This is a genomic window from Roseateles sp. GW823-FHT07B05 (genome assembly GCF_058794515.1).
Genome location: NZ_JBXAGX010000003.1, coordinates 211,309 through 236,859, shown reverse-complemented (window position 1 = coordinate 236,859; position 25,551 = coordinate 211,309). Strand labels below are relative to the sequence as shown.

Annotated in this window: 24 protein-coding genes, 1 pseudogene and 1 riboswitch; of the genes and pseudogenes, 13 read left to right on the top strand and 12 right to left on the bottom strand. The window is 71.7% G+C overall.

Annotated elements, in window-relative coordinates:
• Positions 1–4: 4 nt before the first annotated feature.
• Positions 5–1,480, bottom strand: coding sequence for a M20 family metallopeptidase (locus AC1Q7O_RS09280; RefSeq protein WP_492659026.1), 1,476 nt, complete (start codon positions 1,478–1,480; stop codon positions 5–7).
• Between the two features lie 132 nt (positions 1,481–1,612).
• Here AC1Q7O_RS09280 and AC1Q7O_RS09275 point away from each other — a divergent pair, with 132 nt between their 5' ends.
• The 3 genes from AC1Q7O_RS09275 to AC1Q7O_RS09265 all read left to right on the top strand — a co-directional run bounded on the left by AC1Q7O_RS09275 (position 1,613) and on the right by AC1Q7O_RS09265 (position 5,009).
• Entirely contained in the window at positions 1,613–2,947 is a 1,335-nt protein-coding gene (locus AC1Q7O_RS09275; protein ID WP_492659027.1) for a hypothetical protein, read from the top strand.
• The gene (locus AC1Q7O_RS09270; protein WP_492659028.1) at positions 2,944–4,734 is read left to right on the top strand and encodes an MORN repeat-containing protein; all 1,791 of its coding nucleotides are present in this window, start codon (positions 2,944–2,946) and stop codon (positions 4,732–4,734) included. Before AC1Q7O_RS09275 ends, AC1Q7O_RS09270 begins: the two co-directional genes overlap by 4 nt.
• 77 nt (positions 4,735–4,811) lie before the next feature.
• The gene (locus AC1Q7O_RS09265; RefSeq protein WP_492659029.1) at positions 4,812–5,009 is read left to right on the top strand and encodes a hypothetical protein; all 198 of its coding nucleotides are present in this window, start codon (positions 4,812–4,814) and stop codon (positions 5,007–5,009) included.
• 162 nt (positions 5,010–5,171) lie between these two features.
• Here AC1Q7O_RS09265 and metW read toward each other — a convergent pair whose 3' ends face one another.
• The 3 genes from metW to AC1Q7O_RS09250 form a co-directional block, all read right to left on the bottom strand.
• On the bottom strand, positions 5,172–5,747 hold the full coding sequence (metW, locus tag AC1Q7O_RS09260) for a methionine biosynthesis protein MetW (protein ID WP_492659030.1): 576 nt from the start codon (positions 5,745–5,747) through the stop codon (positions 5,172–5,174).
• Positions 5,744–6,922, bottom strand: a complete 1,179-nt coding sequence (metX, locus tag AC1Q7O_RS09255) for a homoserine O-succinyltransferase MetX (protein ID WP_492659031.1) — start codon at positions 6,920–6,922, stop codon at positions 5,744–5,746. The genes metW and metX overlap by 4 nt, the downstream gene beginning before the upstream one ends.
• A 48-nt stretch (positions 6,923–6,970) precedes the next feature.
• Positions 6,971–7,046, bottom strand: a riboswitch (SAM riboswitch).
• A 229-nt stretch (positions 7,047–7,275) separates the two neighbouring features.
• The gene (locus tag AC1Q7O_RS09250; RefSeq protein ID WP_492659032.1) at positions 7,276–8,835 is read right to left on the bottom strand and encodes a methyl-accepting chemotaxis protein; all 1,560 of its coding nucleotides are present in this window, start codon (positions 8,833–8,835) and stop codon (positions 7,276–7,278) included.
• 109 nt (positions 8,836–8,944) lie between these two features.
• Here AC1Q7O_RS09250 and AC1Q7O_RS09245 point away from each other — a divergent pair, with 109 nt between their 5' ends.
• From AC1Q7O_RS09245 to AC1Q7O_RS09230, 4 genes and pseudogenes are all read left to right on the top strand, one after another.
• Positions 8,945–9,574 (top strand): TetR/AcrR family transcriptional regulator, encoded by a 630-nt coding sequence (locus AC1Q7O_RS09245; protein ID WP_492659033.1) that lies wholly within the window; start codon positions 8,945–8,947, stop codon positions 9,572–9,574.
• 11 nt (positions 9,575–9,585) lie between these two features.
• Positions 9,586–10,530: an HlyD family secretion protein gene (locus tag AC1Q7O_RS09240; RefSeq protein ID WP_492659034.1), complete on the top strand. Its 945-nt coding sequence runs from the start codon at positions 9,586–9,588 to the stop codon at positions 10,528–10,530.
• A 113-nt stretch (positions 10,531–10,643) separates the two neighbouring features.
• A pseudogene (ccmA, locus tag AC1Q7O_RS09235) lies at positions 10,644–11,345 on the top strand (heme ABC exporter ATP-binding protein CcmA); the annotation flags it as partial.
• An 80-nt stretch (positions 11,346–11,425) separates the two neighbouring features.
• Positions 11,426–12,556 carry an ABC transporter permease gene (locus tag AC1Q7O_RS09230; protein WP_492659035.1) on the top strand — a complete coding sequence of 377 codons (1,131 nt, stop codon included), beginning with the start codon at positions 11,426–11,428 and terminating at the stop codon, positions 12,554–12,556.
• Between the two features lie 7 nt (positions 12,557–12,563).
• Here AC1Q7O_RS09230 and AC1Q7O_RS09225 read toward each other — a convergent pair whose 3' ends face one another.
• Together AC1Q7O_RS09225 and AC1Q7O_RS09220 are read right to left on the bottom strand one after the other, a co-directional pair.
• Positions 12,564–12,812, bottom strand: coding sequence for a glutathione S-transferase family protein (locus AC1Q7O_RS09225; protein WP_492659036.1), 249 nt, complete (start codon positions 12,810–12,812; stop codon positions 12,564–12,566).
• Complete coding sequence (locus AC1Q7O_RS09220; RefSeq protein ID WP_492659037.1) at positions 12,809–13,444, bottom strand: glutathione S-transferase N-terminal domain-containing protein; 636 nt, start codon at positions 13,442–13,444, stop codon at positions 12,809–12,811. Before AC1Q7O_RS09220 ends, AC1Q7O_RS09225 begins: the two co-directional genes overlap by 4 nt.
• 42 nt (positions 13,445–13,486) lie before the next feature.
• On the opposite strand from AC1Q7O_RS09220, the gene AC1Q7O_RS09215 reads away from it, so the two are divergent.
• Complete coding sequence (locus AC1Q7O_RS09215) at positions 13,487–13,966, top strand: hypothetical protein (protein ID WP_492659038.1); 480 nt, start codon at positions 13,487–13,489, stop codon at positions 13,964–13,966.
• A 27-nt stretch (positions 13,967–13,993) separates the two neighbouring features.
• Here the strand turns inward: AC1Q7O_RS09215 and AC1Q7O_RS09210 are convergent, their stop codons facing one another.
• Together AC1Q7O_RS09210 and AC1Q7O_RS09205 are read right to left on the bottom strand one after the other, a co-directional pair.
• Positions 13,994–15,373 carry an amidase gene (locus AC1Q7O_RS09210; RefSeq protein ID WP_492659071.1) on the bottom strand — a complete coding sequence of 460 codons (1,380 nt, stop codon included), beginning with the start codon at positions 15,371–15,373 and terminating at the stop codon, positions 13,994–13,996.
• Positions 15,373–15,921, bottom strand: coding sequence for a peroxiredoxin (locus AC1Q7O_RS09205; RefSeq protein WP_492659039.1), 549 nt, complete (start codon positions 15,919–15,921; stop codon positions 15,373–15,375). The genes AC1Q7O_RS09210 and AC1Q7O_RS09205 overlap by 1 nt, the downstream gene beginning before the upstream one ends.
• Before the next feature lie 96 nt (positions 15,922–16,017).
• On the opposite strand from AC1Q7O_RS09205, the gene AC1Q7O_RS09200 reads away from it, so the two are divergent.
• Positions 16,018–16,881: a hypothetical protein gene (locus AC1Q7O_RS09200; RefSeq protein WP_492659040.1), complete on the top strand. Its 864-nt coding sequence runs from the start codon at positions 16,018–16,020 to the stop codon at positions 16,879–16,881.
• Here the strand turns inward: AC1Q7O_RS09200 and AC1Q7O_RS09195 are convergent.
• The 3 genes from AC1Q7O_RS09195 to bufA2 form a co-directional block, all read right to left on the bottom strand.
• Positions 16,863–17,648 (bottom strand): HvfC/BufC family peptide modification chaperone, encoded by a 786-nt coding sequence (locus AC1Q7O_RS09195; RefSeq protein WP_492659041.1) that lies wholly within the window; start codon positions 17,646–17,648, stop codon positions 16,863–16,865. The two genes, AC1Q7O_RS09200 and AC1Q7O_RS09195, sit on opposite strands and share 19 nt — an antisense overlap.
• The gene (gene bufB, locus AC1Q7O_RS09190; protein ID WP_492659042.1) at positions 17,645–18,460 is read right to left on the bottom strand and encodes an MNIO family bufferin maturase; all 816 of its coding nucleotides are present in this window, start codon (positions 18,458–18,460) and stop codon (positions 17,645–17,647) included. Before bufB ends, AC1Q7O_RS09195 begins: the two co-directional genes overlap by 4 nt.
• Before the next feature lie 221 nt (positions 18,461–18,681).
• Positions 18,682–18,936, bottom strand: a complete 255-nt coding sequence (gene bufA2, locus AC1Q7O_RS09185; protein WP_394509347.1) for a BufA2 family periplasmic bufferin-type metallophore — start codon at positions 18,934–18,936, stop codon at positions 18,682–18,684.
• A 224-nt stretch (positions 18,937–19,160) separates the two neighbouring features.
• Here bufA2 and AC1Q7O_RS09180 point away from each other — a divergent pair, with 224 nt between their 5' ends.
• The 4 genes from AC1Q7O_RS09180 to AC1Q7O_RS09165 are packed head-to-tail and all read left to right on the top strand — an operon-like array spanning position 19,161 to position 23,702.
• Positions 19,161–20,042 carry an N-acetylmuramic acid 6-phosphate etherase gene (locus tag AC1Q7O_RS09180; RefSeq protein WP_492659043.1) on the top strand — a complete coding sequence of 294 codons (882 nt, stop codon included), beginning with the start codon at positions 19,161–19,163 and terminating at the stop codon, positions 20,040–20,042.
• Positions 20,039–21,316: an MFS transporter gene (locus tag AC1Q7O_RS09175; protein WP_492659044.1), complete on the top strand. Its 1,278-nt coding sequence runs from the start codon at positions 20,039–20,041 to the stop codon at positions 21,314–21,316. Before AC1Q7O_RS09180 ends, AC1Q7O_RS09175 begins: the two co-directional genes overlap by 4 nt.
• Positions 21,313–22,446 (top strand): acyltransferase family protein, encoded by a 1,134-nt coding sequence (locus tag AC1Q7O_RS09170; protein ID WP_492659045.1) that lies wholly within the window; start codon positions 21,313–21,315, stop codon positions 22,444–22,446. Before AC1Q7O_RS09175 ends, AC1Q7O_RS09170 begins: the two co-directional genes overlap by 4 nt.
• Positions 22,443–23,702, top strand: coding sequence for a glycoside hydrolase family 10-like protein (locus AC1Q7O_RS09165; RefSeq protein ID WP_492659046.1), 1,260 nt, complete (start codon positions 22,443–22,445; stop codon positions 23,700–23,702). Before AC1Q7O_RS09170 ends, AC1Q7O_RS09165 begins: the two co-directional genes overlap by 4 nt.
• Positions 23,703–23,712: 10 nt before the next feature.
• On the opposite strand, the gene AC1Q7O_RS09160 is transcribed toward AC1Q7O_RS09165, so the two are convergent.
• Positions 23,713–25,491, bottom strand: a complete 1,779-nt coding sequence (locus tag AC1Q7O_RS09160) for a S8 family peptidase (protein ID WP_492659047.1) — start codon at positions 25,489–25,491, stop codon at positions 23,713–23,715.
• Positions 25,492–25,551: the final 60 nt, after the last annotated feature.

Sequence of the window (25,551 nt, the reverse complement as noted above, 5' to 3'; positions counted from 1 at the left end):
CAGTTCAGGGGTGCGCAGCCATCACCTGCGCGACGGCGGCGGTCAACCGCTTGCCGTACGGCACGTGCAGGAACTCGTTGGGGCCGTGCGCGTTGCTCTTGGGGCCCAGCACGCCGCAGACCATCATCTGAGCAGCCGGGAAGCCCTTCTGCAGCATGCTCATCAGCGGGATGGTGCCGCCCTGCCCGATGTAGCCCACCGGCGCACCGAAGTGGGCCTGGCTGGCGTCGTTCAGGGCCCGGCTGAGCCAGGGCGACAGATCGGGCGTGTTCCAGCCCGTCGCGCCATAGGCGCCGGCACGGCCGTCAGGCACGAAGGTGACCTTGGCGTTGTAGGGCGCGTTGTCTTCCAGCAGCGTCTTCAACTCCAGCGCCGCGGCGTTGCCGTCGATCAGCGGCGGCAGGCGCAGGCTCAGCTTGAAGGCGGTGTACGGGCGCAACACGTTGCCGGCGTTCTTCAGCTCGGGGAAGCCATCAACGCCGACCACCGACAGCGTCGGCCGCCAGGTGCGGTTCAGCAGCACCTCCACCGGGTCGGTCGTCACCGGCAGCACCGGGCCGCCGTCGGCGCCGCAGGCCCAGGGCATGCGCTTGTAGACCTCGTCCTTCAGGATGGCCGCCGTGGCGCGCGCCTGCTCCAGCCGCGCGCCGGGGATCTCGCAGTGGAAGCTCTCCGGCAGCAGGCGGCCGGTCTTGCTGTCTTCCAGCCGGTCCAGCACCTGGCGCAGGATGCGGAAGCTCGACGGCACGGCGCCCGACGCGTCGCCGCTGTGGATACCTTCGGTCAGCACTTCCACCTTCAGCACGCCCGACACCATGCCGCGCAGCGACGTCGTCAGCCACAGCTGCTCGTAGTTGCCGGCGCCGCTGTCCAGGCAGACCACCAGCGACACGTTGCCCAGGCGGGGGCGCAGCACGTCCAGGTAGGCCGGCAGGTCGAAGGAGCCGGATTCCTCGCAGGTCTCGATGAGGCCCACGCAGCGCGGCCGCGGGATGCCCTGCTTGTCCAGCGCCATGATGGCCGTCAGCGACGCGTAGATCGCGTAGCCGTCATCGGCGCCGCCGCGGCCGTACAGCAGGCCGTTCTCGTACTTGGGCGTCCAGGGGCCCAGGTCGCTGCGCCAGCCGCTGAACTCGGGCTGCTTGTCCAGGTGGCCGTACAGCACGATGGTGTCGTCCGAGCCCGTCTTGGTGCCCGGCACCTCGAAGAAGATGACCGGCGTGCGGCCGGGGATGCGCACCACCTCCAGCGTCAGGCCCGCGACCTTCTGGCTCTCCACCCACGCGGCGGCCTGGGTCAGCACCTTCTCGATGTGGCCGTTGGCCGCCCAGTCGGCGTCGAACATCGGGCTCTTGGCGGGAATGGCGATGTAGTCGGTCAGCGCGGGAACGATCTCGTCGTCCCACACGCGGGCGGCGAACTCGCCGAGCGCGCTGGCTTCGTCGGCTTGCAAGGGAAGGTTGGGGTCTCGAGCGTTCATGGCGGTCTCCTTCGGGCGGCGCTTGTGGCGCCGTGAACCCGACATTTTGCGCCTGGCCCGAGACCTGCTTCACACACTCCGTAGAACTACGGGCGACGCCTGTCACGCGGACCGCTTAGGCTCGCCGCCAACATGACCCGACTCCTGCTCCTGTGCCTGCTCGCGCTGCTGACCGGCTGCGCTTCGGGCCCCAAGTTCACAGTGGACGACGGCCGCAAGGTCAACGAGGACCTGCTGACCGGCATGCGCGCCTACGGTGCCGGCGAGCGGCTGATCCGCCCGGCCATCGCCCGCAGTGCCGCGCTGAAGGACAAGGAGTGCGACAAGCAGTGGGAGCTGCCCTTCGCGGTGGCGACCAGCGCCGGCTGGGACGAGAACGACCGTGTCGCCTGGGTGCGCTCGCTGCAGGTGGACGAGCGGCTGACCGTCATCGCCGCAACAGCAGACTCGCCGCTGCCCATGGGCACGCGGATCAACCGCATCGGCGACCGCGCCAGCGACGACGGCGAGAAGCTGCTGGAGTGGCTGGCCGAGGTGCGCGATGCCGGCAAGCCCTTCAACGTCGGCACCGCGGCGGGCAAGACGGTGCAGATCCGGCCGTTCGAGGTCTGCCGCGGCTACACGCGCTTCGCGCCGCCCAACACGCCGCAGATGCAGGACTACCACTGGCTGCTGAGCCTGCACCCGCTGGAGGTGACGCGCGCCGAGCCCACGCCCGACGAGGCGTTGTGGATGGTGCTGTGGACGCAGGGCCTGTCCGAAGAGGGCGGCGCGCGCATGAAGACCTACCACTACGCGGTCAAGATTGCCGGCACGCTCTACAACCTGGCCACGCTGGCCTCGGGCGTCAAGGCGGCCGCGCTGGCGGCCGACGCGGCCATTTCGGCCGCCAAGAGTGCCGCCGCCAACGTGGCCAGCGACTTCCTGAAGCAGCAGCTCATCGAGCAGGGCCGGGCGCTGGCCGCGCAGAAGATCCGCGAAGGCCTGGTGGACGCCGCCCAGCAGCTGACGCGCCAGCAGGTGCTCAACGTCATGCAGGCCGCGGCCGCCAACCGCGGGTCGCTGGGCGGCATCTCGCGCATCGCGGCCACCGCGTTCGAGAAGGCCGACGCCTGGGCCTTCACGCGCATGGCCGCCCTGGGCGCGCCGCCGCTGGCCGGCTTCACGCTGCACCAGAAGCTCATCGAGCGCAGCCTGGCACAGAACTCGATGCTGTTCGACGCCGACCGCCTCACCGCGCTGAACAAGGTGGCCGCCGCGCGCGGCTTCGAGCGCGAGGTGACGGCCATCCTCGGCGGCTTCCGCGCCGACGTGCTGGTGGCCGAGATCGGCGCCATGCCGCTGGCGTCCACGCAGACGAGCTTCTCGTTCGACAGCCCCGATGACCCCGGCGCCGGCCGCTTCTCGCGCGGCCTGGTCGACGCGATGCTGGAAATGCCGGCCGAGTCCGGTGCACGCCGGAAATGATGAAGTTCGCCTTCCTGCTCTGCCTGGCCCTGCTGGCCACCACCGCCGCCCACGCGCAGACACCGCCCGAGCCGGCGGCTTCGGCGGCCTCCGCGCCCGACGCGGCCGCTTCGGCGCCCGAACCCGCGGCCTCCATGCCCGAACCCGCGCCGGCCCCGCCGCCGCCCAGCTGCGCGCAGCTGACCAGCCGCGCGCTGTCCGCCGACCTGAAGGCGGCGACGGCGCAGTCGCAGAACCAGCCGCTGCAGACCCAGGTCAAGCTCTACGACGAAGCCGTGGCCCAGTGGGGCGCGGCCATTGCCACCTGCGACGGCCGGGCCCGCGAGCGCGCGCAGCGCAACCTGGCCGACAGCCAGAAGGCCCACGACGCGCTGGCCGAGAAGCTGCAGGCCGGCAGCCAGTGCGAGAGCGCGCACCGCGACGCCAGCGCGCTGCAGGAACTGGCGCGCACCGCGTTCAGCGAGCGCCGCTTCGGCGATGCCGCCAGCCTATACCGCAAGGCCGAGGGCATGTGGGACCTGGCCGTGGAGCAGTGCAACGGCAGCCAGCAGGAGACCGCGCAACGCCGCCGCGAGCAGAGCGAGATCGACGGCCACAACGCCGAGTTCTGCGCACCGCCGTTCGAGCGGGCGCGCGAGTTCTCCGGCAAGCTGCGCAACAGCGCCGCCGCGCTGCCGCTGGCCGAGCGCCAGACGCAGAGCCAGATCGGCGAGACGCTGTGGCGCGACACCGCCACGCAGTGCAAGGGCGGCGCGCAGGAACTGGCCATGAACAACGCGCTGGCGCTGGCCCGCGAGCGCGGCACGCCCTGGGTGTCCACGCCGCTGCCCGGCGCGCCGCCATTGGCCAAGGCCGCCCCCGCCCCCACCACGGCCGTGGCCGCCGCGGCCAAGCCGGCCACCAACGCGCCGGCCCCCACGGCCAAGCCGGCGGCGGCACCCGCCGCCGCAGCGGCCACCGCAGCGGCTGCCGTGGCGACGGCACCGCTGCGCCAGGCCGCCGCCACGCCCATCGCGCCGCTGACACCGCCGCCCGCCGCCACCCCGGCGCCCGAGCCCAAGCTGTTCGACCGCACGGCCGGCGACACCCGCTACGTGGGCCAGTTCGTGCGCGAGGACGACGACACCGTCACCGGCACCGGCCGCGTCGAATGGAAGAACGGCGATGTCTACGAAGGCCCGCTGGTGCGCAGCCGGCGCCACGGCGTCGGCGAGATCCGCTGGGCCAACGGCCAGCGCTACAAGGGCGACTGGGTGACCGACCGCGCCACCGGCCGCGGCCTGATGGCCTTCGCCAACGGCAACCAGTTCGAGGGCCTGCTGGTGGAGGGGCAGCCCGAGGGCGAGGGCAAGATGACCTATGCCTCCGGCGACGTCTACACCGGCCAGATCAAGAAGGGCCTGCCACACGGCAAGGGCAGCTATGCCTGGGTCAGCGGCCAGCGTTACGAGGGCGACTGGGTCGACGACAAGCCGCAGGGCATGGGCAAGATGCGCTTCGCCAACGGCAACCAGTACGAGGGCCAGCTCAGCGCCGGCCTGCCGCATGGCAAGGGCCGCATGGTGTTCCCCAGCGGCGACATCTACGAAGGCGAGTTCGAGGTGGGCAAGGCACACGGCCAGGGCAAGTACGCGTGGAAGAGCGGCGAGCGCTACGAGGGCGCCTGGTCCCGCGGCCTCAAGCACGGCCAGGGCACCTTCCACTGGCCCAGCGGCGACCGCTGGGAAGGCGTGTTCAAGGACGACGAGCGCACGGACGACGGCCACACCATCCGCAAAGGCAGCTGAAGCCGGCTTCGCACCGACCCGACGACCGCGCGCAAGCTTCAGCCGGGATACTGTTCACATCTGTGAAGGACACCGCCATGAAGACCCTGCTCACCACCGCCGCCCTTGCCCTCGCCTTCCTGGCCGCCCCGGCCGCGGAGGCTCGCGTCGCCAAGCATCAGGACAAGCCCCACGCCAGCGCCACCGTCAAGGCCAAGGCCGCCAAGACCGGCAAGAAGGCCGGCGCCAAGGCCAAGCACAAGAAGTCGGGCAAGAAGGCCCATCGCAAGGGCTGACCCCGCGCGCCCGGAGCGCTCCACTGCGGGCCGAGCGCCGGGCCGCCCCAAGCCGGCCCGCGGGCGATGTGCTTGCGGCTCAATGCCGCAAGCATCGCCGTCCCCTCGGGGGACCGGCCAGGCCGCCCCGCGTTCAGCGGCGGCGGACTGGACGAGGGGCACCTACTCCCTTTCGAACTTGAACACCGCCACGCTGGCCATCAGGTTGGGCAGCGTGCGCTGCACCTCGCCGTTCTGCAGGCCGAAGCTGTCGAGGATCTTGAGCCGGTTCTTGCGCGCCAGCACGCCGAAGTCGGCGAACGTGCCGACGCGGATGTTGGGCGTGTCGTACCACTCGTAGGGCAGCGCCCGCGTCACCGGCATGCGGCCGAACAGCACCTGCAGCCGGTTGGGCCAGTGGGCGAAGTTGGGGAAGCTGACGATGCCCATCCTGCCGACGCGCGCCGTCTCCTTGAGCATGGCTTCAGCATTGCGCAGATGCTGCAAGGTTTCGAGCTGCAGCACGACGTCGAAGCTCTGGTCCTCGAAGATGGACAGGCCTTCCTCCAGGTTGCGCTGGATGACGTTGACGCCGCGCTTCACGCAGGCCAGCAGGTTGGCGTCGTCCAGCTCCACGCCGTAGCCCGTGCAGCCCTTGTGCTTGATGAGGTGCTCCAGCAGCTCGCCCGTGCCGCAGCCCAGGTCCAGCACACGAGAGCCAGGCGGCACCAGCGCCGCAATCGCCGGATCAAAGCTCATACGGCCACCCCCTTGATCTGCAGCGGCGCCCGCGCCGCCGGGCACAGGTTGCCGGCCACGCGCTCGAAGTAGGCGCGCAGCACGCCGTGGTAGCGCGCGTCGTCCAGCAGGAAGGCATCGTGGCCGTGGGGCGCGTCGATCTCCGCGTAGGACACGTCCAGCCGGTTGTCCAGCAGCGCCTTGACGATCTCGCGCGAGCGCTGCGGCGAGAAGCGCCAGTCGGTCGTGAAGCTGGCGACGAGGAACTTGGCCTTGGCCGCGGCGAACGCGCGCGTCAGGTCGCCGCCATGCTCGGCCGCCGGGTCGAAGTAGTCCAGCGCGCGGGTGATGAGCAGATAGGTGTTGGCGTCGAAGTAGTCGCTGAACTTGTCACCCTGGTAGCGCAGGTAGCTCTCGATCTGGAACTCGATCTCCTGCGTCGAGTAGCCCAGCGCGCCCGTCTTGAGCTCGCGCCCGAACTTCTCGGCCATGACGTCGTCGCTGAGGTAGGTGATGTGGCCGATCATGCGCGCCACGCGCAGGCCGCGCTTGGGCACCACGCCGTGCTCGTAGAAATGGCCGCCGTGGAAGTCGGGGTCGGTCACGATGGCGCGGCGCGCCACCTCGTTGAAGGCGATGTTCTGCGCCGACAGGTTGGGCGCCGTCGCGATGGCGATGCAGTGCGCCAGGCGGTCGGGGTAGCGCAGCGCCCAGTCCAGCGCCTGCATGCCGCCCAGGCTGCCGCCCAGCACCGCCGCCAGCTTCAGGATGCCGAAGCGCTCGACGACGCGGGCCTGCGCGTCCACCCAGTCATGCACGGTGACGACGGGGAAGTCCGCGCCCCAGGCCTTGCCGGTCGCCGGGTTGATGTGCATCGGGCCCGTGGAGCCGAAGCAGGAGCCCAGGTTGTTGACGCCGATGACGAAGAACTTGTCGGTGTCCAGCGGCTTGCCCGGGCCGATGAGGTTGTCCCACCAGCCCTCGCTCTTCGCCTGGCCGGCGTAGGTGCCGGCCACGTGGTGGCTGGCGTTCAGCGCATGGCACACCAGCACCGCGTTGCTGCGCTCGGCGTTGAGCTGGCCGTAGGTCTCGACCACGAGGTCGTAGGCCGGCAGGCTGGCGCCGCTGCGCAACGGCAGCGGCTCGTCGAAATGGAAAGTCTGCGGCGACACGTCGCCGACGCTACGGCCCGTCATGGCCCACTCCAGAAAAGAAAAAACCGGAGCCACTGTTGCGGGACGCCGGTTGATTCTTGAGCGCCCTGTTTAGCGGCATTTGTAGAGCGCCCGCAATCCGGAACAAATCGGCGCTGATGAATTGTATGCCCCTCGCCTGGTCATGCCGCGCTGAACGCGCGCATGACCAGTCGGGACCGCTCTGCGACCAGTGGCCGCAGAGCTTCGGCAGGCACAGGCCGTCCACTGGACGCCCTGTGTCCGGCCTCAGCCCCCGAGGGGACGGCGATGCACGCGGCATCGAGCCGCATGCACATCGCCTGAGGGCCGGCTTGGGGCGGCCCGGCGCTCGGCCCCAAATTCACGACGGTCGGTCAGAACCTGAACTGCGCCACCGCGCCCGTCAGCAGCTGCAGCTGCTGGCGCAGGCTGTCGGCGGCCGCGGCGGATTGCTCCACGAGCGCGGCGTTCTGCTGGGTCATGTGGTCCAGCTGCGTGATGGCGCCGTTGACCTGGCCGATGCGCGCGCTCTGGTCGGCCGCGCCCTCGGCCACCTCGCCGATCATGTCGCTGACCTTCTGCACGTTCTGCACGATCTCCTGCATCGTCATGCCCGCGTGCTCCACCAGGCGCGAGCCGGCCTCGGCGCGTTCGACGCTGGTGGCGATCAGCGTCTTGATCTCGCGCGCCGCGCCCGCGGAGCGCTGGGCCAGCGCCCGAACCTCGCTGGCGACGACGGCAAAGCCCCGCCCCTGCTCACCCGCGCGCGCCGCCTCGACGGCCGCGTTCAGCGCCAGGATGTTGGTCTGGAACGCGATGCTGTCGATCAGGCCCACGATGTCGCCGATGCGGCGCGAGCTGTCGTTGATCTGGTCCATCGTCGTGACGACTTCGGCCACCTCCTGGCCGCCGCGGCGCGCCACCTCGGCGGCGCCCTCGGCCAGATGGCGCGCCTTGCCGGCCGCGTCGGCGCCGTGGCGCACGCCGCTGGTCAGGTCGTCCATGGAGCTGGTGGTCTGCTGCAGGCTGGACGCTGCCTGCTCGGTACGCTGGCTCAGGTCCTGGTTGCCGGACGCGACCTCGCTGCTGGCCGTGTCGATGCTCTGCGCCGACTCCTTCACCTGTCGCACCAGGTCGCGCAGGCTGGCCTGCATCGTGTCCAGCGCGCGCAGCAGGTCCGACGCCTCGTCGCGCCCGACGATGCGGATGCTGTTGTTCAGGTCGCCGCTGGCGATGGACTGCGCCACCGTGCCGGCGTAGCGCATGGGGCTGGTGATGGTGGCGGAGTTGACCAGCGTCAGCGGCACCACCAGCACCATGACGATGGCCAGCACCGCCGCCGAGCGCCAGCCGATGCGCGTCATCTCGGCGTTGAACTCCTCCTCCACGGCCTTGGCCTGCTGGTCAACCAGGCCCGACAGGCGCTCCACGCGCTGCTCGATCTCGCGCATCGCGGCCTTGGGCCGGTTCAGCATGCGGTCGGCCACCTTGGCCGTGTCGAAGCCACCGGACTCGATCTGGTTGAGCACCGGCTGCGCGCCCGTGCGGTAGTCCTGCAGGAACTTCAGCGCCTCGGCCGCCACCGCGGTGTTCTCCGGCTGGTTGCTGCCCTGCAGGCCCGCCAGCCCGGTGGACAGCCGATCGATGGCCGCGCTCCAGCGCTGCCGGTACTGCTTGACCTGGTCGGGGTCCTCGTAGGCGATGACCATCTGCTTCTCTTCCAGCCGCACGTCCGCCAGCGCCTGCCGGATGCCGCTGAGCTGCTGCAGGTCGCGCATGCCGTGCGTCGTCACGTCGACGTTCAGCGCCGCCAGCGCCCGCCCGCCCAGCAGGCCCGTGAGGCCCAGCGCCGCGAACATCACCAGCACCATCGCGATGGCGCCGTGCATGCGGGTGCGGATGGTGAAGCTGCGCATCCAGGTGGCCAGGTCCATCGCATGTCTCCTTGTTGGTGTGGCAGCCATGCTAGTGAAGCGCCCGGTGATGGCAAGCGGCTTTTGCCACGTCTTGCAGTTACTGAACGACTGACCAATAATCCGGCGCATGCCCCGCCCCAGCCAGGATCAAGACCAGGCCCTGCTCACCGCCGGTGCCGCGCTGTACCCGCAGCTGGGCTGCGCCGGGCTGTCGGTGCGCCGCGTGGCCGAGGCGGCAGGCGTGAACCCGGCCATGGTGCATTACCACTTCGGCAGCAAGGACGCCTTCCTGCGCGCGCTGCTGCAGCAGCACTACGAAGCCATGTTCGACACCCTGCAACTGCACAGCCAGGGCGAGGCCGACGTGATGGCGCGCCTGGCCGCGGCGCTGCTGGGCGTGGCGCGCTTCGTGCGCGCGCACCGGCCGCTGGTGGCCCGCGTGTGGGCCGACGCGCAGGCGGGCGAGGCCGTCGCGCAGGACTTCCTGCGTGCCAACACGCCGCGCCACCTGGCCGTGCTGATGGCCCTGCTGCAGGAGGCCGAAGCCCGGGGCCGGCTGCCGCCGCAGCCGCTGCTGACGCGCTTCACCTTCCTCGTCGGTGCCGTCGTCGCGCCGCTGATCCTGGCCGGTGGCATGCAGGCCATCGGCGCCGTGCCGCCGGCGATGCAGGCGCTGGTGGACGGCGACGTGCTGTCCGACGCCGCCGTGCAGCGGCGCATCGACTGGGCGCTGCTGGGGCTGGCCAGCGGGTTGTGATGGAGATGCCGATGAGACGCCTCGCCCTTGTCGCAGCCGCCGCGCTGCTGGCCGGCTGCGCGCCCAAGCCACCCGACGCATGGACGGGTTATGCCGAGGCCGAGCTGGTCTACATTGCGCCACCGGTGGCCGGGCGCCTGACCACGCTGCCGGTGCGCGCCGGCGAGGCGGTGGCGGCCGGCCAGCCGCTGTTCGAGCTGGACGCCACGCCCGAGCAGGCCGCCGACGCCGAGGCCGTCGCCCGCACGCAAAGCGCCCGGGCCCAGGCGCTGGATGCCGACAAGGGCCGCCGCGCGCCGGAACTGGCCGTCACCCGCGCGCAGCTGGAGCAGGCCCGCGCCGCCGAGCGCCTGGCCGGGCTGGACCTGGCCCGCCAGCAGCAGCTGATGGCGCAGGGCTTCGTCGCCCAGGCGCGCGTGGACGATGCCGCCACGGCGCGCACGCAGGCGCAGGCCCGCGTGGCCGAGCTGGAGGCCGCGCTGCAGGTGGGCCGGCTGCCGGCCCGCGACGACGCCCGCAACGCCGCCCGCGCGCTGGCCGAAGCGGCCGAAAGCAGCCGCGTGCAAACGGCCTGGCGCGTGGACCAGAAGCGCCAGACGGCGCCCATGCCGGCCCGCGTGCAGGACGTCTTCATGCGGCCGGGCGAATGGGTGGCCGCCGGCCAGCCGGTGCTGGCGCTGCTGCCGCCGGCCCACCGCAAGGCCCGCTTCTACGTGCCGCAGTCGGCCGTCGGCGGCCTGAAGCTGGACGCGCCCGTGCAGCTGCGCTGCGACGGCTGTGGCGCCGCAATCCCGGCCCGCATCAGCTTCATCGCAGCGGGGCCGGAATACACGCCCCCCGTCATCTACTCCAACCAGCAGCGCGACAAGCTGGTCTTCCTCGTCGAGGCGCGGCCGGTGAAGGCCGAGGACGCGGAGCGGCTGCATCCAGGGCAGCCGCTGGACGTGTCCAAATGACAAGCCCCCCGCCCAGCCCCGCCCCGCTGGACGCGGGCGCGCCCGGTCGGCCCCCCGAGGGGGCGGCGATGCTTGCCGGATCAACCGGCAAGCACATCGCCCCGCGGGCCGGCTTGGGGCGGCCCGGCGCTCGGCCCGAAGATGAACCCGCGACGCCGCCCGCCATCGACGTGAAGGGGCTGAGCAAGTCCTACGCCGGCCGCACGGTCGTCGACAACGTCGACCTGCAGGTCGCCACCGGCCGCATCGTCGGCTTCCTGGGCCCCAACGGCAGCGGCAAGACCACGTCGCTGCGCATGCTGTGCGGGCTGCTGACGCCGGACGCCGGCGAGGGCCGCGTGCTGGGGCTGGACTTCCGCCGCCAGGCCGCCGACGTGAAGCGCCAGGTGGGCTACATGACGCAGAAGTTCGGCCTCTACGAAGACCTGTCGATCCGCGAGAACCTGGACTTCATCGCGCGGCTGTTCTCCATGCCGGACCGCCGCCAGGCCGTGGACGGCGCGCTGGCGCGCCTGGGCCTGACGACGCGCGAGCGGCAGCTGGCCGGCTCGCTGTCCGGCGGCTGGAAGCAGCGGCTGGCGCTGGCGGCCTGCCTGCTGCACCGGCCCAGGCTGCTGCTGCTGGACGAGCCCACCGCCGGCGTGGACCCCAAGGCGCGGCGCGAGTTCTGGGACCAGCTCCACGACCTGGCGCAGGAGGGCATCACGGTGCTCGTCTCCACGCACTACATGGACGAGGCGCAGCGCTGCGACGAGCTGGTCTACATCGCCTACGGCCGCGTGCTGGCGCGCGGCACGGCGGCGTCGGTCATCGCCGGCGCCGGCGCGCACGACCTGGAGGACGCGTTCGTGCGGCTCGTCGCCCAGGCCACCGACAACTTCGGGGCTCACGCGTGATGCAGGCGCTGGCCCGCACTTTCGCCATCGCGCTGAAGGAGGTGCAGCAGATGCTGCGCGACCGGCTCACGTTCGCGATGGCGGCGGGCGTGCCCATCCTGCAGCTCATCCTGTTCGGCTACGCGATCAACACCGACCCCAAGGGCCTGCCCACCGCCATCGTCAGCCAGGACACCAGCCCGATGGCGCGCAGCCTCGTCGCGGCGCTGCAGACCAGCGGCTACTTCCACGTCGTCGAGACCGGCCTGTCAGAAGCCCGCGGCGACGAGCTGCTGCAGCGCGGCGACATCCAGTTCCTCGTCGTCGTGCCGGACCGCTTCGGCGCCCGCGTCGTGCGCGGGGAGCGGCCCGCGGTGCTCATCGCCGCCGACGCCACCGACCCGTCCGCCGGCAGCAACGCGATGGCCGCGCTCGGCCAGCTGAGCCAGACGGCGCTGAACCGCGACCTGCGCGGCGTGCTGGCTGCGCACGCGCCGCAGGCGGCGGCGCCGTTCGAGGTGCGCGTGCAGCGCCGCTACAACCCCGAGGGCCTGAGCCGCTACAACATCGTGCCGGGGCTGGTGGGCACCATCCTGACGATGACCATGGTGATGCTGACCGCGCTGGCCATGACGCGCGAGCGCGAGCGCGGCACGATGGAGAACCTGCTCGCCACGCCGGTGCGGCCCATCGAGGTCATGGTCGGCAAGATCCTGCCCTACGTCGTGCTGGGCTATGTGCAGCTGGGCGTCATCCTCGGCGCGGCCTTCCTGCTGTTCGACGTGCCCATGGTGGGCAGCGCCCCGCTGCTGCTGGCGATGATCGGCGTCTTCATGCTGGCCAACCTGGGCGTGGGCTTCACGTTCTCCACGCTGGCGCGCAACCAGCTGCAGGCGCTGCAGCTGACGTTCTTCTTCTTCCTGCCCAGCATGCTGCTGTCGGGCTTCATGTTCCCGTTCCGCGGCATGCCGGCGTGGGCGCAGTGGCTGGGCGAGGCGCTGCCGCTGACGCATTTCCTGCGCATCGTGCGCGGCGTCATGCTGAAGGGCTCGGGCGCGGCCGAACTGCTGCCGGAGCTGTGGCCCATGCTGGCCTTCCTGGCCGTGGCCGGCGGCGTGGCGCTGGCGCGCTACCGGCAGACGCTGGACTGAGCGCCGCTCAAGGCCAGTGGCGCTGGAACACCGCGGCGACGTCCGGGTGCTGCTCCACGCGCAGCAGCTGCGCATGGAAGGCCGGCCGCTGCGCCTGCAGATGCGCCCGCGCGCCGGACCACTTGGACACCACCGTCGCCAGCAGCTCCAGCGCACCCGGCGAGCCCGCGTCGAAGCCGATGCCGAACTCGTCGGCGAAGGTCTGCCAGTGCAGGTGCAGCCGCGCCCGCGTGCCGGCGCGGATGCGCTCCTTCATCGCGTCGTCGCAGGGCTCGCACCAGCGCTCGGGTGGGCCTGTTCAGGCCACGGCAGCGGGTTGCGTTGAGGCCAGACAGCCCGCGGGCAAGGCGCAAGCCGGAGCCGGGTGGGCACCCGGCGAGGACTTGCAACGCCGCTCGCGGGCTGTCTGGCCTCAACCCGAAGGGAAGGCCATCCGCAAGGGGCCACTCGGCGTTGCACCGCTGGCCCGCATACCAATGCGGGCTGCGCGCTGCGCCTTGATTGGCCCCTTGCGGATGGCCTTCGCAACCCACTGCCGTGGCCTGAAAAGGCCCCGATGACGCTGATGGCCGCGTAGCAGTTGGCGGCGATGTAGACCAGCCCGCGCACGGCCCGCGCGCGGGCGCTGGCGTCCGCCGACAGCAGCAGGCCGGGCGGCGCCGTCAGGCCCAGGTGGATGAGGATGGCGGCGCTTTCCGTCAGCACGGTGCCATCGGCCAGCACCAGCGTCGGGATCTGGCCCAGCGGGTTCACGCGCAGCAGGTCGTCCAGGCCGGGGCCGGGCGTCCAGGAGGCGGCATCCACCGCCGTGAAGGCCAGGCCCGCCCGGGCCAGCGCGGCCTCGATGGCGGCGGCGCCGGAACCCTTGCAGCCGTACAAGGTCAACATGATCCTGACTCCTTCGTCGAGCGTGCAAAATCGTCTCACATCATGAGCCCAGCCCCCTCGTTGCCGCCCCTGCGCCGCCTGCCGCCCAAGCCCAGCTTCGGCCGCGTGAGCGTGGGCGTGCAGGGTCGCGTGATGATGTCCATCGCCGAAGGCCCGTTCGACGCCGACCTGATGGCGGCCACCAAGCGCGCCATCGCGCTGGCCGGCAAGCGGCTGCCGGCGGACCGGCGCTTCGGCGACCTGCTGGAGATCCGCGGCAGCCTGCGCATGGACGGCGACGCGCTGGCCCAGCTGCGCGCCAGCATCGAGAGCTTCTCCAAGCGCGGCATCGTCGCCATCTCCACGGTCTTCCTGGTGCCGCCGGGCCTGCCGGGCATCGAGCGGCTGCCGGCGCTGATGGACATCTGGCGCGCCAGCCGCCCGGTGCGCCGCGCCGACAACTTCGACACGGCCTGGGCGCTGGTCAACGCCGACCTGAAGGCCGCCGGCCTGCCACCGCAGCCGCCGCCACCGCGGCCTTGAGCGGCTCCGCGGCCGCACCCGGCCTCGTCAGGCGCCGCCGAGGGGCCACGGCCGCTGCGCGGGCCGCAGCTGTTCCCACAGCGCGCCCAGCGCCAGCACGCCGGCGTCGTCGAAGCGGCGACCGATGATCTGCAGGCCGATGGGCAAGCCGGACGACGTGTAGCCGGCGTTGATGGCCAGCGCCGGCTGCTCGCTCATGTTGAACGGCAGCGTGAACGCGATGTGCTCGAACGGCCGGGCCGGGTCATGCAGCGGGCTGGCCTGGTGGGCCGGGTAGGCCGGCATGGGCGACACCGGCGACAGCACGAAGTCGAACGGTTCACAGGCCGCGTTGGCGGCCTCGCGCAGCGCCTGCATCTGGCTGTAGCCGTGGAAGACCGTCGCGCCGTCGTAGCCGGCGGCGGGCGCCACCCAGTCGAGGATGTAGGGCAGCACGCGCTCGCGCTGCGCGGCCGGCAGCGCCGAGATGTCCAGCCACGAGCGCATGCGCCAGAAGCGGTCGATGCCGTCGGCCATGTCGCGCTTCGTGAAGCCGGCCAGCGGTTCGACGACGGCGCCGGCCTGCTCGAAGGCGCGCGCGGCGGCCGTGATGGCGGCGGCCACGTCGGGCTGCACGGCGTCGCCCCAGCCGGCGTCCAGCATCACGCCGATGCGCAGGCCGCGCACGTCCAGCGGCCGCGGGGCCACGTCGCCGGGCGGCAGCTGCGTGGGGTCGCGCGCATCGGGCTGCGCGAGCACGGCCAGCATCGCGGCGGCATCGGCCACGCTGCGCGTCAGCGGGCCGGCCACGCGGCCGGCGTAGCCCGGCTTGATGGGCACGCGGCCATGGCTGGGCTTCAGGCCGACGAGGCCGCACCAGCCGGCCGGCAGCCGGATGGAGCCGCCGATGTCGGTGCCCAGGTGCAGCGGGCCGTAGCCCGCCGCGGCCGCGGCCGCGGCGCCGGCGCTGGAGCCGCCGGGGGTCATCGCCGTGTTCCACGGGTTGCGTGCCGGCTCGGCGTAGAGGCTGCTCAGGCCCGAGCTCAGCATGCCGTAGTCGGGCATGGTGGTGCGCGCCCACGCGATGGCGCCGGCCTCGCGCAGCCGCGCGGCGGGCGGGGCCTCGAAGCCGGCCACCGCGTCTTCCGGCGTGGCGGCCGTGCCCAGCCGGTAGGCCGCACCGGGCACGGCGATGTTTTCCTTCAGCGTGACGGGCACGCCGTCCAGCGCCCGCGGCGTGCCGGCCCGCCAGCGGGCCTCGCTGGCGCGGGCGGCGGCCAGCGAACCGTCGGCGTCCACCGCGCACAGCGCATGCAGCTGGCCTTCGCGCGCGTCGGCCTGCGCGAGCACGGCCTGCACCGCATCCACCGGCGACAGCGTGCCGCGGCGGTAGGCCGCCAGCAGCTCGGCAACCGACAGCGCGGCGATCACTTCTTCAGCTTCTCGGCAGCCTTCAGCATCGCATCGATGTGGCCGTCGGGGCTCATGCTGGCGTGCACGGCGGCAACCTTGCCGTCGGGCGAGATCAGGTAGGACACCCGGTCGGCCATCGTGCCGGGCACCATCTTGAGCTCGACGTCGTAGGCCTTGATGACCTTGCCCGCGGCATCGGCGCCGACGGCGAACTTGCTGCGGCAGGCCTCGACGCTGAACTTCTTCAGCGTGTCGATGTTGTCGTTGGACAGGCCGATGACGGTGGTGTTGAGCGCCTTGAACTTGTCGGTCGCCTCGGCGAACTGGTGGGCCTCGACGGTGCAGCCGCTGGTGAAGGCCTTGGGGTAGAAGTACACGACGACCGGGCCCTGCTTCAGCGCCTCGGCGAGCTTGAACTTGAAGGGCTGGCCACCGACGGCGGCGTCGGTGCTGAAGTCGGGCGCGGGGGCGCCGACGGTCAGCGCGGCGTGGGCGGGCAGCGCCAGGCCGAGCAGCAGCGGCAGCGGCAGGGCAAGGAGCAGGCGGGCGGGGGACGTCAACATAACGACTCCAAAAGGTGAACAGTCACATCGGTCAGCCACAAGGCGGTGGCCAGCAGGCGCCTAGTATCCGCGGCGGTGAATTCCGAGGTGCCCGACATGACTTCTCCCCGCCACTGCCTGCCGCCGTTGCTGGTCCTGCTCACCCTCGCCGGCTGCGGCGGCGTCAGCAGCCCGACGCCAGACATTGGCGGCGCCATCGCGGACGGCCTGATCTGCGGCCTGCGCAACTGCACCGAGTCCGCGACGCTGAATGTCGACGAGATCAGCCCGCGCTTCACGGCGATGCAGGCGGCTGGCGACAGCACCCTCGTCGTGGAGGGCGACCTGGGCAAGTCCGCCAACGTGCTGACCACGGTGCTGATCGCGCCCGACGAGCGGCTGAGCGCGTCCGTCGATGGCGGCACCGAGGTCACGCTCGCGAGCCCGGACGGCAAGCGCCTCAACTACACGGCCCGCCTCGCCGCCGCCGGCGAGCAGTCGGTGGTGCGCGTGGTGTTCACGCGCGGCGGCACGCGGCATGTCAGCCAGGTCACGCTGCCGGCCGGCTTCACGGTGCTGCAGCCCACCGGCGGCCCGCTGCTGACGCGCTCCGGCGCCGCGCTGCCCGTGCGGCTGAGCCAGGCCACGGTGGGCGCCGCCAGTGCCTCGGCCAGCGGCAACTGCAGCCGCAGCGACGGCAGCAGCTTTGAGCTCAAAGGCGCTTCGCTGGGCGCCCGCACCGAAACCAGCGTGGCCGGCGGCTACCGGCTGGAGCCGGCGGCGGTGGACGACAGCCTGAACGCGGCGAGCCGCAACGCGAACAACAACGACGCGCGCACGCCGGCCGTCACGCGCTGCGAGCTGGTCGTCACGTGGACCGCCAAGGCCACGGGCAGCATCGCGCCGACGATGAACGGCCACGGCAGCCTCACGGGGCTGCGCACCGCCTCGCATCCGCTGAGCTACGACGCGCGGCTCTGAAGCAGGCCGTCCGCCAGCCAGCGCTGCAGCAGGCCGATGACCGCCGGCGCCGCGGCATCGGCGTCGCCCAGCTGCGCGGCGGCGGCCTCGCACAGCGCGGCGAACGGCTCGCCCCGCGCCACCGCGTCCAGCAACATGGCCTCCAGCGGCTCCAGCGAGCGCCAGCGCGTTTCGCCGGCCTGGCGCCAGGCCAGCAACACGTGGTCGTGCGGCAGGGGCTCGGGCAGCTCGGGCTGGTCGTCGCCGGACTCGGGGGCCCATTCGCGCAGCACGCGCCAGGCGGGCTCGACGGCATGCGCCAGCGCCACGCGCCGTGCGCTGGGCTGCAGTTGCAGCACCAGCCCGGCCCAGTCATCGGGCGCCAGCGCCGCGAGCGCCGCGCCGTCCAGCAGCGGCGCGTCGGCCGCGTCGAAGGCGCCGCGCAGCGCCCAGTCCATGCGGGCGATGTCGACGAGGCTGGCGTGCGGCACGAGGTCGTCGCCGGCCTGGGCCATGAAATCGGCCAGCGCGTCGCCGAACCAGCGGATGGACGGATGCCGGCTGGGGCGGGCGGCGAGGTAGGCGCGGCCCAGCGCGTCGAAGGCGTCGTCGCCCAACGCGCGGGCCAGCACGGTGTGGTTGTCGGCTAGCGCGGCGACGAGGCGGGCGCGGTAGGCATGGCGGTAGACCTCCAGGCCCAGCGCGAAATCGCCGGCCAGCAGGCCCGTGGCGTCGCCGTCGTCGCGGACGGCGGCGGCCAGCTGGCGCTGTTGCTGCACGACGCTCATGACGCCAACCGCCGCGCGATGGCCAGCTCGTCCAGCAGCTCGGGCAGCGGCGGGATGTGGTCGTCGCGCTCGATCATCGTGGGCACGGCGCCGAAGCGCTGCAGCGCGTGGCCATACAGCGCCCAGACCTCGGGCCGCACCGGGTGGTCGTGCGTGTCGATGACGATGTCGCCGCGGTCCTCGTGGCCGGCAAGGTGGATCTGCGCGACGCACCCGACGGGGATGGCGTTCAGGTAGTCCAGCGGGTCGAAGCCGTGGTTGCGGCCGGACACGTAGACGTTGTTGACGTCGAGCAGCAGCCGCGCGCCGGTGGCGGCCAGCAGCTGCGCGAGGAAGTCCCACTCGGTCATCTCGTCGGCGGCGAAGCGCACGTAGCTGGACACGTTCTCCAGCACCAGTGCGCGGCCCAGCAGGTCCTGCACCTGCGCGACGCGGCCACCGACATGGTCCAGCGCGGCGCGTGTCAGCGGCACGGGCAGCAGGTCGTGCAGCTGGCTGTGCGCGTCGGCGCTCCAGCACAGGTGATCGGACACCCAGCCGGGCTGCAGCCGGTCGGCCAGGTTCTTCAGGTCGCGCAGATAGGCCAGGTCCAGCGGCTCGGGGCCGGCGACGGACAGCGACACGCCGTGCATGACCAGCGGGTAGTCGGCGCGGATGCGCTCCAGATGCGCCAGCGGCGGACCGCCGGGCACGAGGTAGTTCTCGGAAATGATCTCCAGCCAGTCGGGCCGCGCGGCGGCATCGACGCCGGCCTCGAAGGCAGCGTAATGCTCGGTGCGCAGGCCGAGGCCGAAGCCTTGGATCTTGGTCATCGTCAGAAGGGAAAACGGTGCGGCGCCGCAGGCGCCCGCACCTCATCCAGCGGCACTGGCGGAACTGGCTCTGCCTGGCCGCTCAGTGCTGCCAAGGCCAGCGGCCTTGTCCTTCGCCAGGCACAAACAGTCCTCAGGACTGTTTGTGTCCGGGCTCAGCCCCCTTGAGGGGGAGGCGCATCAAGCGCCTCGGGGGTGGGCTTGCCCTTCGGGGGTGGGCTTTACTTCTCCACCTTGCCGCCGGCCTTGGTGCACTCGTCGGCCGACTTCTTGCTGACCCAGCCCTGGCCCTTGCAGCCGTTGTGGCCCTTGCACTCGCTCTTGGCGGTCTTGCACTCGGAGGTGCCCTTGCAGCTGTTCACGCCGGAACACTTGACCATGCCGTCGGCGGCCAGCGCCGTCGTGGGCACGGCGGTGGCGAACAGGGCGGCAGCAGCGGCGGCAATGCCCAGGCCGGTCTTCAGGGATGCGTTCATGGGGAGTCTCCAAAAAGGAAAGAGTGGTTGAGATCGGGTTCACCACAGGTCGGCACCGGAAGGCCCGGCATCAACTTGCCAGCGTCCGTCGGGGGCCCTGCCCTACTCCTTACAGCCGACGCGCAGATTCTGATTACCCGGCGTTATGACTGCAATGGCGCGTGGCATTCGTCATGGTCAGAGGTGAGCCGCTAGAGTCCCGAGGCTTAGCGCCCCCATTTCCCATGCTGAACACCGAAACCCCGAGCACCCGGCATCCCGACCTGGACACCTACGCCACACCGGCGCTGCTGGATGCCTTCATCGCCGACCAGACCGCCGCCGTCGCCGCCGTCAAGGCTGCCGCGCCGCAGCTCGCCGCGGCCGTGGACGCGGCGCTGCCGCGCATCCGCGCCGGCGGCCGGCTGCTGTACGCAGGCGCCGGCACGTCGGGCCGCCTGGGCGTGCTGGACAGCGTGGAGCTGTACCCCACCTTCTCGTGGCCGCGCGAACGGGCCGTGGCCGTCATCGCCGGCGGCCACGGCGCGATGTTCGTCGCCGTGGAAGGCGCCGAGGACGACCGCCTGCAAGGCGCCGCCGACCTCGCCGCGCTGAAGCCCGGCCCCAACGACGTGGCGCTGCTGCTGGCCGCATCGGGCGGCACGCCCTACGTGCTGGGCGCCATCCAGGCCGCGCGGGACGCCGGCGCGCTGACCATCGGCATCGCCAACAACCCCGGCGCGCCGGTGGCGCAGCAGGCCGAGATCGGCGTCATCCTGGACACCGGCGCCGAGGTCATCTCCGGCAGCACGCGGCTGAAGGCCGGCACGGCGCAGAAGATCGCGCTGAACTCGTTCTCGTCGGCGCTGATGGTCAAGCTCAACAAGGTGTACGGCAACCTGATGGTGGACCTGAAGGCCACCAACGCCAAGCTCGTGAAGCGGGCGCTGGCGCTGACGGTGCGCGCGTCGGGCGCCAGCGAGGCGGACGCCCAGGCCGCCCTGGCGCAGTGCGACCACCATGTAAAGACGGCGCTGGTGATGTTGAAGCGCGGCGTGGGTGTCGATCAGGCTCGGCAGCTGCTCGAAGCCGCCGACGGCAGCGTGAGCCGGGCACTGGCCGCGTGAGCGCGACGCAGCGCTCCCCGTGGGCGTGGATTCCCACGCTGTACTTCGGGCAAGGCATCCCCTACGTCGTCGTGATGACCCTGTCGGTCGTCATGTACAAGAACCTCGGCATCTCCAACACCGACATCGCGCTCTACACCAGCTGGCTCTACCTGCCCTGGGTCATCAAGCCGCTGTGGTCGCCGCTGGCCGAGCTGTTCGGCACCAAGCGTGCGTGGGTCACGGTGCTGCAGTTCTTCGTCGGCGCGGCGCTGGCCGGCGTGGCGCTGACGCTGCCCGGCGAGCGCGCGTTCCAGATGACGCTGGCGGTGTTCTGGCTGATGGCGTTCGCGTCCGCGTCGCACGACATCGCCGCCGACGGCTTCTACATGCTGGCGCTGCCGCAGCACAGCCAGGCCGCCTTCGTCGGCGTGCGCTCCACGTTCTACCGGCTGGCCAACATCGGTGGCCAGGGCGGGCTGGTGTATCTGGCCGGTGAGCTGACCGAGCGCACCGGCAGCGTCGTGCAGGCGTGGGCTGCCGTGTTCTGGCTGCTGGGCGGGCTGTTCGTGGCGCTGGCGCTGTGGCACGCGTTCGCGTTGCCCCGGCCCGCGGCGGACGTGCGCGGCGCCGGTGGCGCGGCCGCGCGCGGGCTGGTGGCGGAGTTCTTCGCCGTGTTCGCGAGCTACTTCAAGAAGCCCGGCATCCTCGTCACGCTGGGCTTCCTGCTGCTGTACCGCTTCCCCGAGGCGCAGCTGCTGAAGCTGGCAACGCCCTTCCTGCTGGACCCCGTCAGCGACGGCGGCCTGGGCCTGTCGACCAAGGCCGTCGGCATCGCCTACGGCACCGTGGGCCTGACGGCGCTGACGCTGGGCGGGCTGTGCGGCGGCTGGGTCATCTCCAAGGTGGGCCTGAAGAAGGCGCTGTGGCCGCTGGTGGCCGCCATGCACGTGCCCAACGTGGCCTTCCTCGTGCTGGCGCTGACACACCCGACCAGCCTGGCCGTCATCAGCGCGGCGCTGGCCGTCGAGCAGTTCGGCTACGGCCTGGGGTTCACGGCTTACCTGATGTACATGATCCACGTGGCTGATGGCCCGCAAAAGACTGCGCACTATGCGATCTGCACCGGCTTCATGGCGCTGGGCATGATGATCCCCGGCATGTGGAGCGGCTGGCTGCAGGACCACCTCGGCTACGTGCCCTTCTTCGCGTGGGTGCTGGTGGCCACGGTGCCCAGCGTCGCGATGGCGGCGCTCATCAAGATCCCCGACTGCTTCGGGAAGAAGGTCGAGTGAACGGCCGCGTCCTCAGCCTGGATGCGTTCCGCGGCTTCGCCATCGCGGCGATGCTGCTCGTCAACAACCCGGGCGACTGGGGCCATGTGTACGCGCCGCTGCTGCACGCCCCATGGCACGGCTGGACGTTCACGGACTGGGTGTTCCCGTTCTTCGTGTTCATCAGCGGCATGGCGATGACGATCAGCCTCGCCCGCCGCGCGCAGGCCGGCGCCGACAAGACCGCGCTGCTGCTCGCCACATCGCGCCGCGCCGTGCTCATCATCGGCATCGGCCTGCTGCTGAACCTCATCCCGAGCTTCGACCTCGCCACGCTGCGCCTCCCCGGCGTGTTGCAGCGCCTGGGCCTGTGCACGCTGCTGGCCGCACCCATCGTGCTGTGGTGCGGCGCGCGCGGCGTGGCGCTGTGGGCGCTGGGGCTGATGGCCGTCTACTCGGTCATCCAGCTGTGCCTGCCGGTGCCGGATGCCGACGGCGTCGTCCACGTGGGCCTGCTGGAACCCGGCAAGGATGCCGGCGCGTGGCTGGACCGGCTGCTGATGGACGGCCACCTGTGGAAGCAGGCGAAGACCTGGGACCCCGAGGGCCTGCTCTCCACGCTGCCGGCCGTCGCGTCGCAGCTGCTGGGCGTGCTGGCGGGCTATGTGCTGGCGTCCCGCCGGCAACCCGCCGAGAAGGCCATGACCTGGGTCATCGCCGGCCTGGCCTCGCTGTGGCTGGGCCAGGTGCTGCACGCGTGGCTGATGCCCATCAACAAGTCGCTGTGGACGCCGGCCTTCGTCTTCACGATGGCCGGCTGGGCCTGCCTGGTGTTCGCCGTCTTCTACTGGCTGCTGGACGCAATGCCGCAGCCGCTGTCACGTGCGCGCTGGGCAAGGGTGCTGCACCCGCTGGTGGTGTTCGGCATGAACGCGCTGTTCCTGTTCGTGCTGTCGGGGCTCGTCGCCAAGCTGCTCCACACGTTCACGCTGGCCGACGGCCGCAGCCTGGGCCGGCACCTGTACCAACCCCTGCTCGACACGGGCCTCGCGCCCATCAACGCGTCGCTGCTGCATGCGATCGCCTTCGTGCTCGTCATGTATGCCGTGGCGTGGTTCATGCACCGCCAACACTGGTTCATCAAGCTATGAAGCGCCGCGACCTCCTCAGCCTCGCCAGCCTGCCGCTGCTGGGCGCCTGCGCCACGCCGCCCGCGCCGCCGCCCGCCCCGCCGGGCGACGCACCGGCAGCGCCCTCACCAGCGGCCAGCGCCGTGGCAGCCCCACCCGCCGTGCCGCCGCGCGAATGGCGCGCCGCCTGGGTGGCCACCGTCGCCAACATCGACTGGCCCAGCAAGAAGGGCCTCTCCGCCGAAGCCCAGCAGGCCGAGATCCGCGCGCTGTGCGACACGGCGCAGCGCATCGGCCTGAACGCGCTGATCCTGCAGGTGCGCCCGGGCGCGGATGCGCTGTACGAATCGAGCCTGGAGCCGTGGAGCGAGTACCTCACCGGCACGCAGGGCCAGCACCCGGGCTACGACCCGCTGGCCGTCTGGCTGGCCGAGGCACGTCTGCGCGGGCTGGAGCTGCATGCCTGGCTCAACCCCTACCGCGCGCGACACAGCACGGCCAAGTCCGCACCGGCGGCCACGCACCTGAGCCGCACGCAGCCCGACTGGGTGAAGCGTTATGGCGACCAGCTGTGGATAGACCCCGGTGAGCCCGCCGCCGCGGAGCACACGCTGGCCGTCGTGCGCGACCTGCTGAGCCGCTATGCGGTGGATGGCATCCACATCGACGACTACTTCTACCCCTACCCGGTGCAGGACGCGGCGAAGAACGACATCGACTTCCCCGACGAAACCAGCTGGCAGAAGTACCTCGCCGGCGGCGGCAGCCTGGCGCGCGCCGACTGGCGCCGCTACAGCGTGAACCGCCTCGTGCAGCGGCTGTACGCGGTGGCCCACGAGACGCGGCCCGGCACCCGCGTGGGCATCAGCCCCTTCGGCCTGCCGCGGCCGGACCTGCGGCCCGCCGGCATCACCGGCTTCAGCCAGTACGACAAGCTGTACGCCGACGTGGAGCTGTGGCTGCGCGAGGGCTGGCTGGACTACCTCGCGCCTCAGCTGTACTGGCCGCGGGCGCAGGCGGCGCAGGCCTTCGACGTGCTGCTGCAGTCGTGGCAGGCGCTGAACCCGCTGGACCGGCCGCTGCACCCGGGGCTGTTCACCAGCCGCATCGACAGCACGCCGCAGAGCTGGCAGCCCGACGAGGTCCTGGGCCAGATCGACAGCATCCGCCGGCTGGCGCCGGGCAGCGGGCACATCCACTTCAGCCTCGTCGCGCTGGCGCAGAACCGCAAGGGCATTGCGGACGCGCTGCGCACGGGGCCGTACGCAGCGCGCTGACGCGGAGTAGTCAGAAGGGATTGCGGGTCAGCTTCAGCTCGTAGGCCTTGTCGCCGGAGCCCAGCATCAGCGTCGTCTTGCCCTTCACGCGCACGTACAGCGCCTGCGTCTTGCCCGACGTGTTGTAGTAGTTGATCTCGGGCTTGTTGTTGATGACGGTGGACTTGGCCAGCACCTTGCCGGTGGCGTCCAGCAGCTCCAGCGACGCGCTGAAGTTGAAGTCCATCGCCAGCACCACGATGTTGGTGGACAGGCCCTGGCCGGCCGGCAGGTTCAGCGAGAACACGTCCACCTGCTCCGGGTAGGCCGCCTGCAGCGTGCCGATGACGCGGGCCGGGAACACGTTCAGGTACTGCGCGGTGGCGACCGTGTCGTTGGGCTCGCGCTCGGCGCGGAAGCCGCGCGCGGCGATGACGGCCGCCTCGGCGTCGACGATGCCGGTGCCGCAGCCGCTGCAGCTGCCGGGGAAGCTGCGCGCCGAGGCCTTCATCAGGTAGGCCGTGTCAGACGGCATCAGCAGACTGTTGCTGGCCATCATCAGCGCGGCCACGCCGGCCACGTGGGGCGCAGCCATCGAGGTGCCGCTCATGCCGGCCAGCGCATCGGTGCTGGGGCCGGCCGTGCCCATGTTGGACAGCGACCAGACCGGGTTGTCCTTGTCGCCGCCGGGCGCGGCGATGTCCACGCCGCTGCCGAAGTTGGAGTAGCTGGCGCGGGCGCCGGCCCGGGTGGTGGCGGCCACGGCCATCACGCCCTTGCAGTTGGCGGGCGCGTGGTTGGACACGTCCTCCTCGTCGTTGCCGGCGGCCACCACGATCAGCGCGCCCAGCTTGCGGGCGTAGTCGATGGCCGACTGGTAGGTGCTGCCGCAGCTGTGCTGGCCGCCCAGCGACAGGTTCAGGATGAGCGCCGGGTTGGCGTTCTTGGGCAGGTTGCCCACGCTGCCACCCACGGCCCAGACGATGCCGTCGGCCACGTCGGACTCGGCACCGCCGCACTTGCCCAGCACGCGCACCGGCACGATCTTGGCCTTGGGCGCCACGCCGCTGACCCACATGCCGTTGTTGCCCACGGCGGCGATGGTGCCGGCCACGTGGGTGCCGTGCCAGCTGCTGGCCTCGGCCGGCTCGAACAGGCCGCAGGCGCCGGCGGCCACGTTGTCGCCGGGGTCGCTGGCGTCGCTGTCGCGGCCGCCGCCGTCACCGGCGCGGGTGCTGTCGCTGATGAGGTCGTAGCCCGGCAGCAGGTTACCGACGAGATCGGCATGCGGGCGCACGCCGGTGTCCAGCACGGCCACGCGCTGGCCGAAGCCCTGGCTCAGGTCCCAGGCCTTCTGGATGTTGATGCCGCCCGTGCCGCTGACGAAGTCCCACTGCAGGTCCCAGCGGCCGTCGTTGGGCGTGAAGCTGGCGCGCACGACGTGGTCGATCTCGACCGACTCGATGCTGGGGTCGGACAGCTGGATGTCGCGCGCCAACTGGGTCAGATCGCGCGCCGGCACGCGGCGGTCCAGGCGGATCACGCGGCGGCCGAAGGCGCTCTCGCGGTCGAAGGCCACGCGCTGGCCGCGCGCCTCGGTCATCGCGCGGAAGCCCTGCACGGCGGCCTTGGCGGCCACCGGCGTGCGGCTGCCGTCCTTGAACTTGATGATGAAGCCGGCGGCTGCCGGCTCGGCCGGGGCGCGGCGCGCCTGCGGCGCAGGCTGGATCAGCTGGGCCTGCGCCAGCGTGCTGGCGCTCAGCAGCGCGGCGGTGGCGATCAGGGTCAGGGTGTGGCGGGTCGAGGTCATGAAGGGCTCCGTGTCGAAAGAGCCGTCATGCTCGGCAGCGCGCGTTGCAGCGCCGCTTCA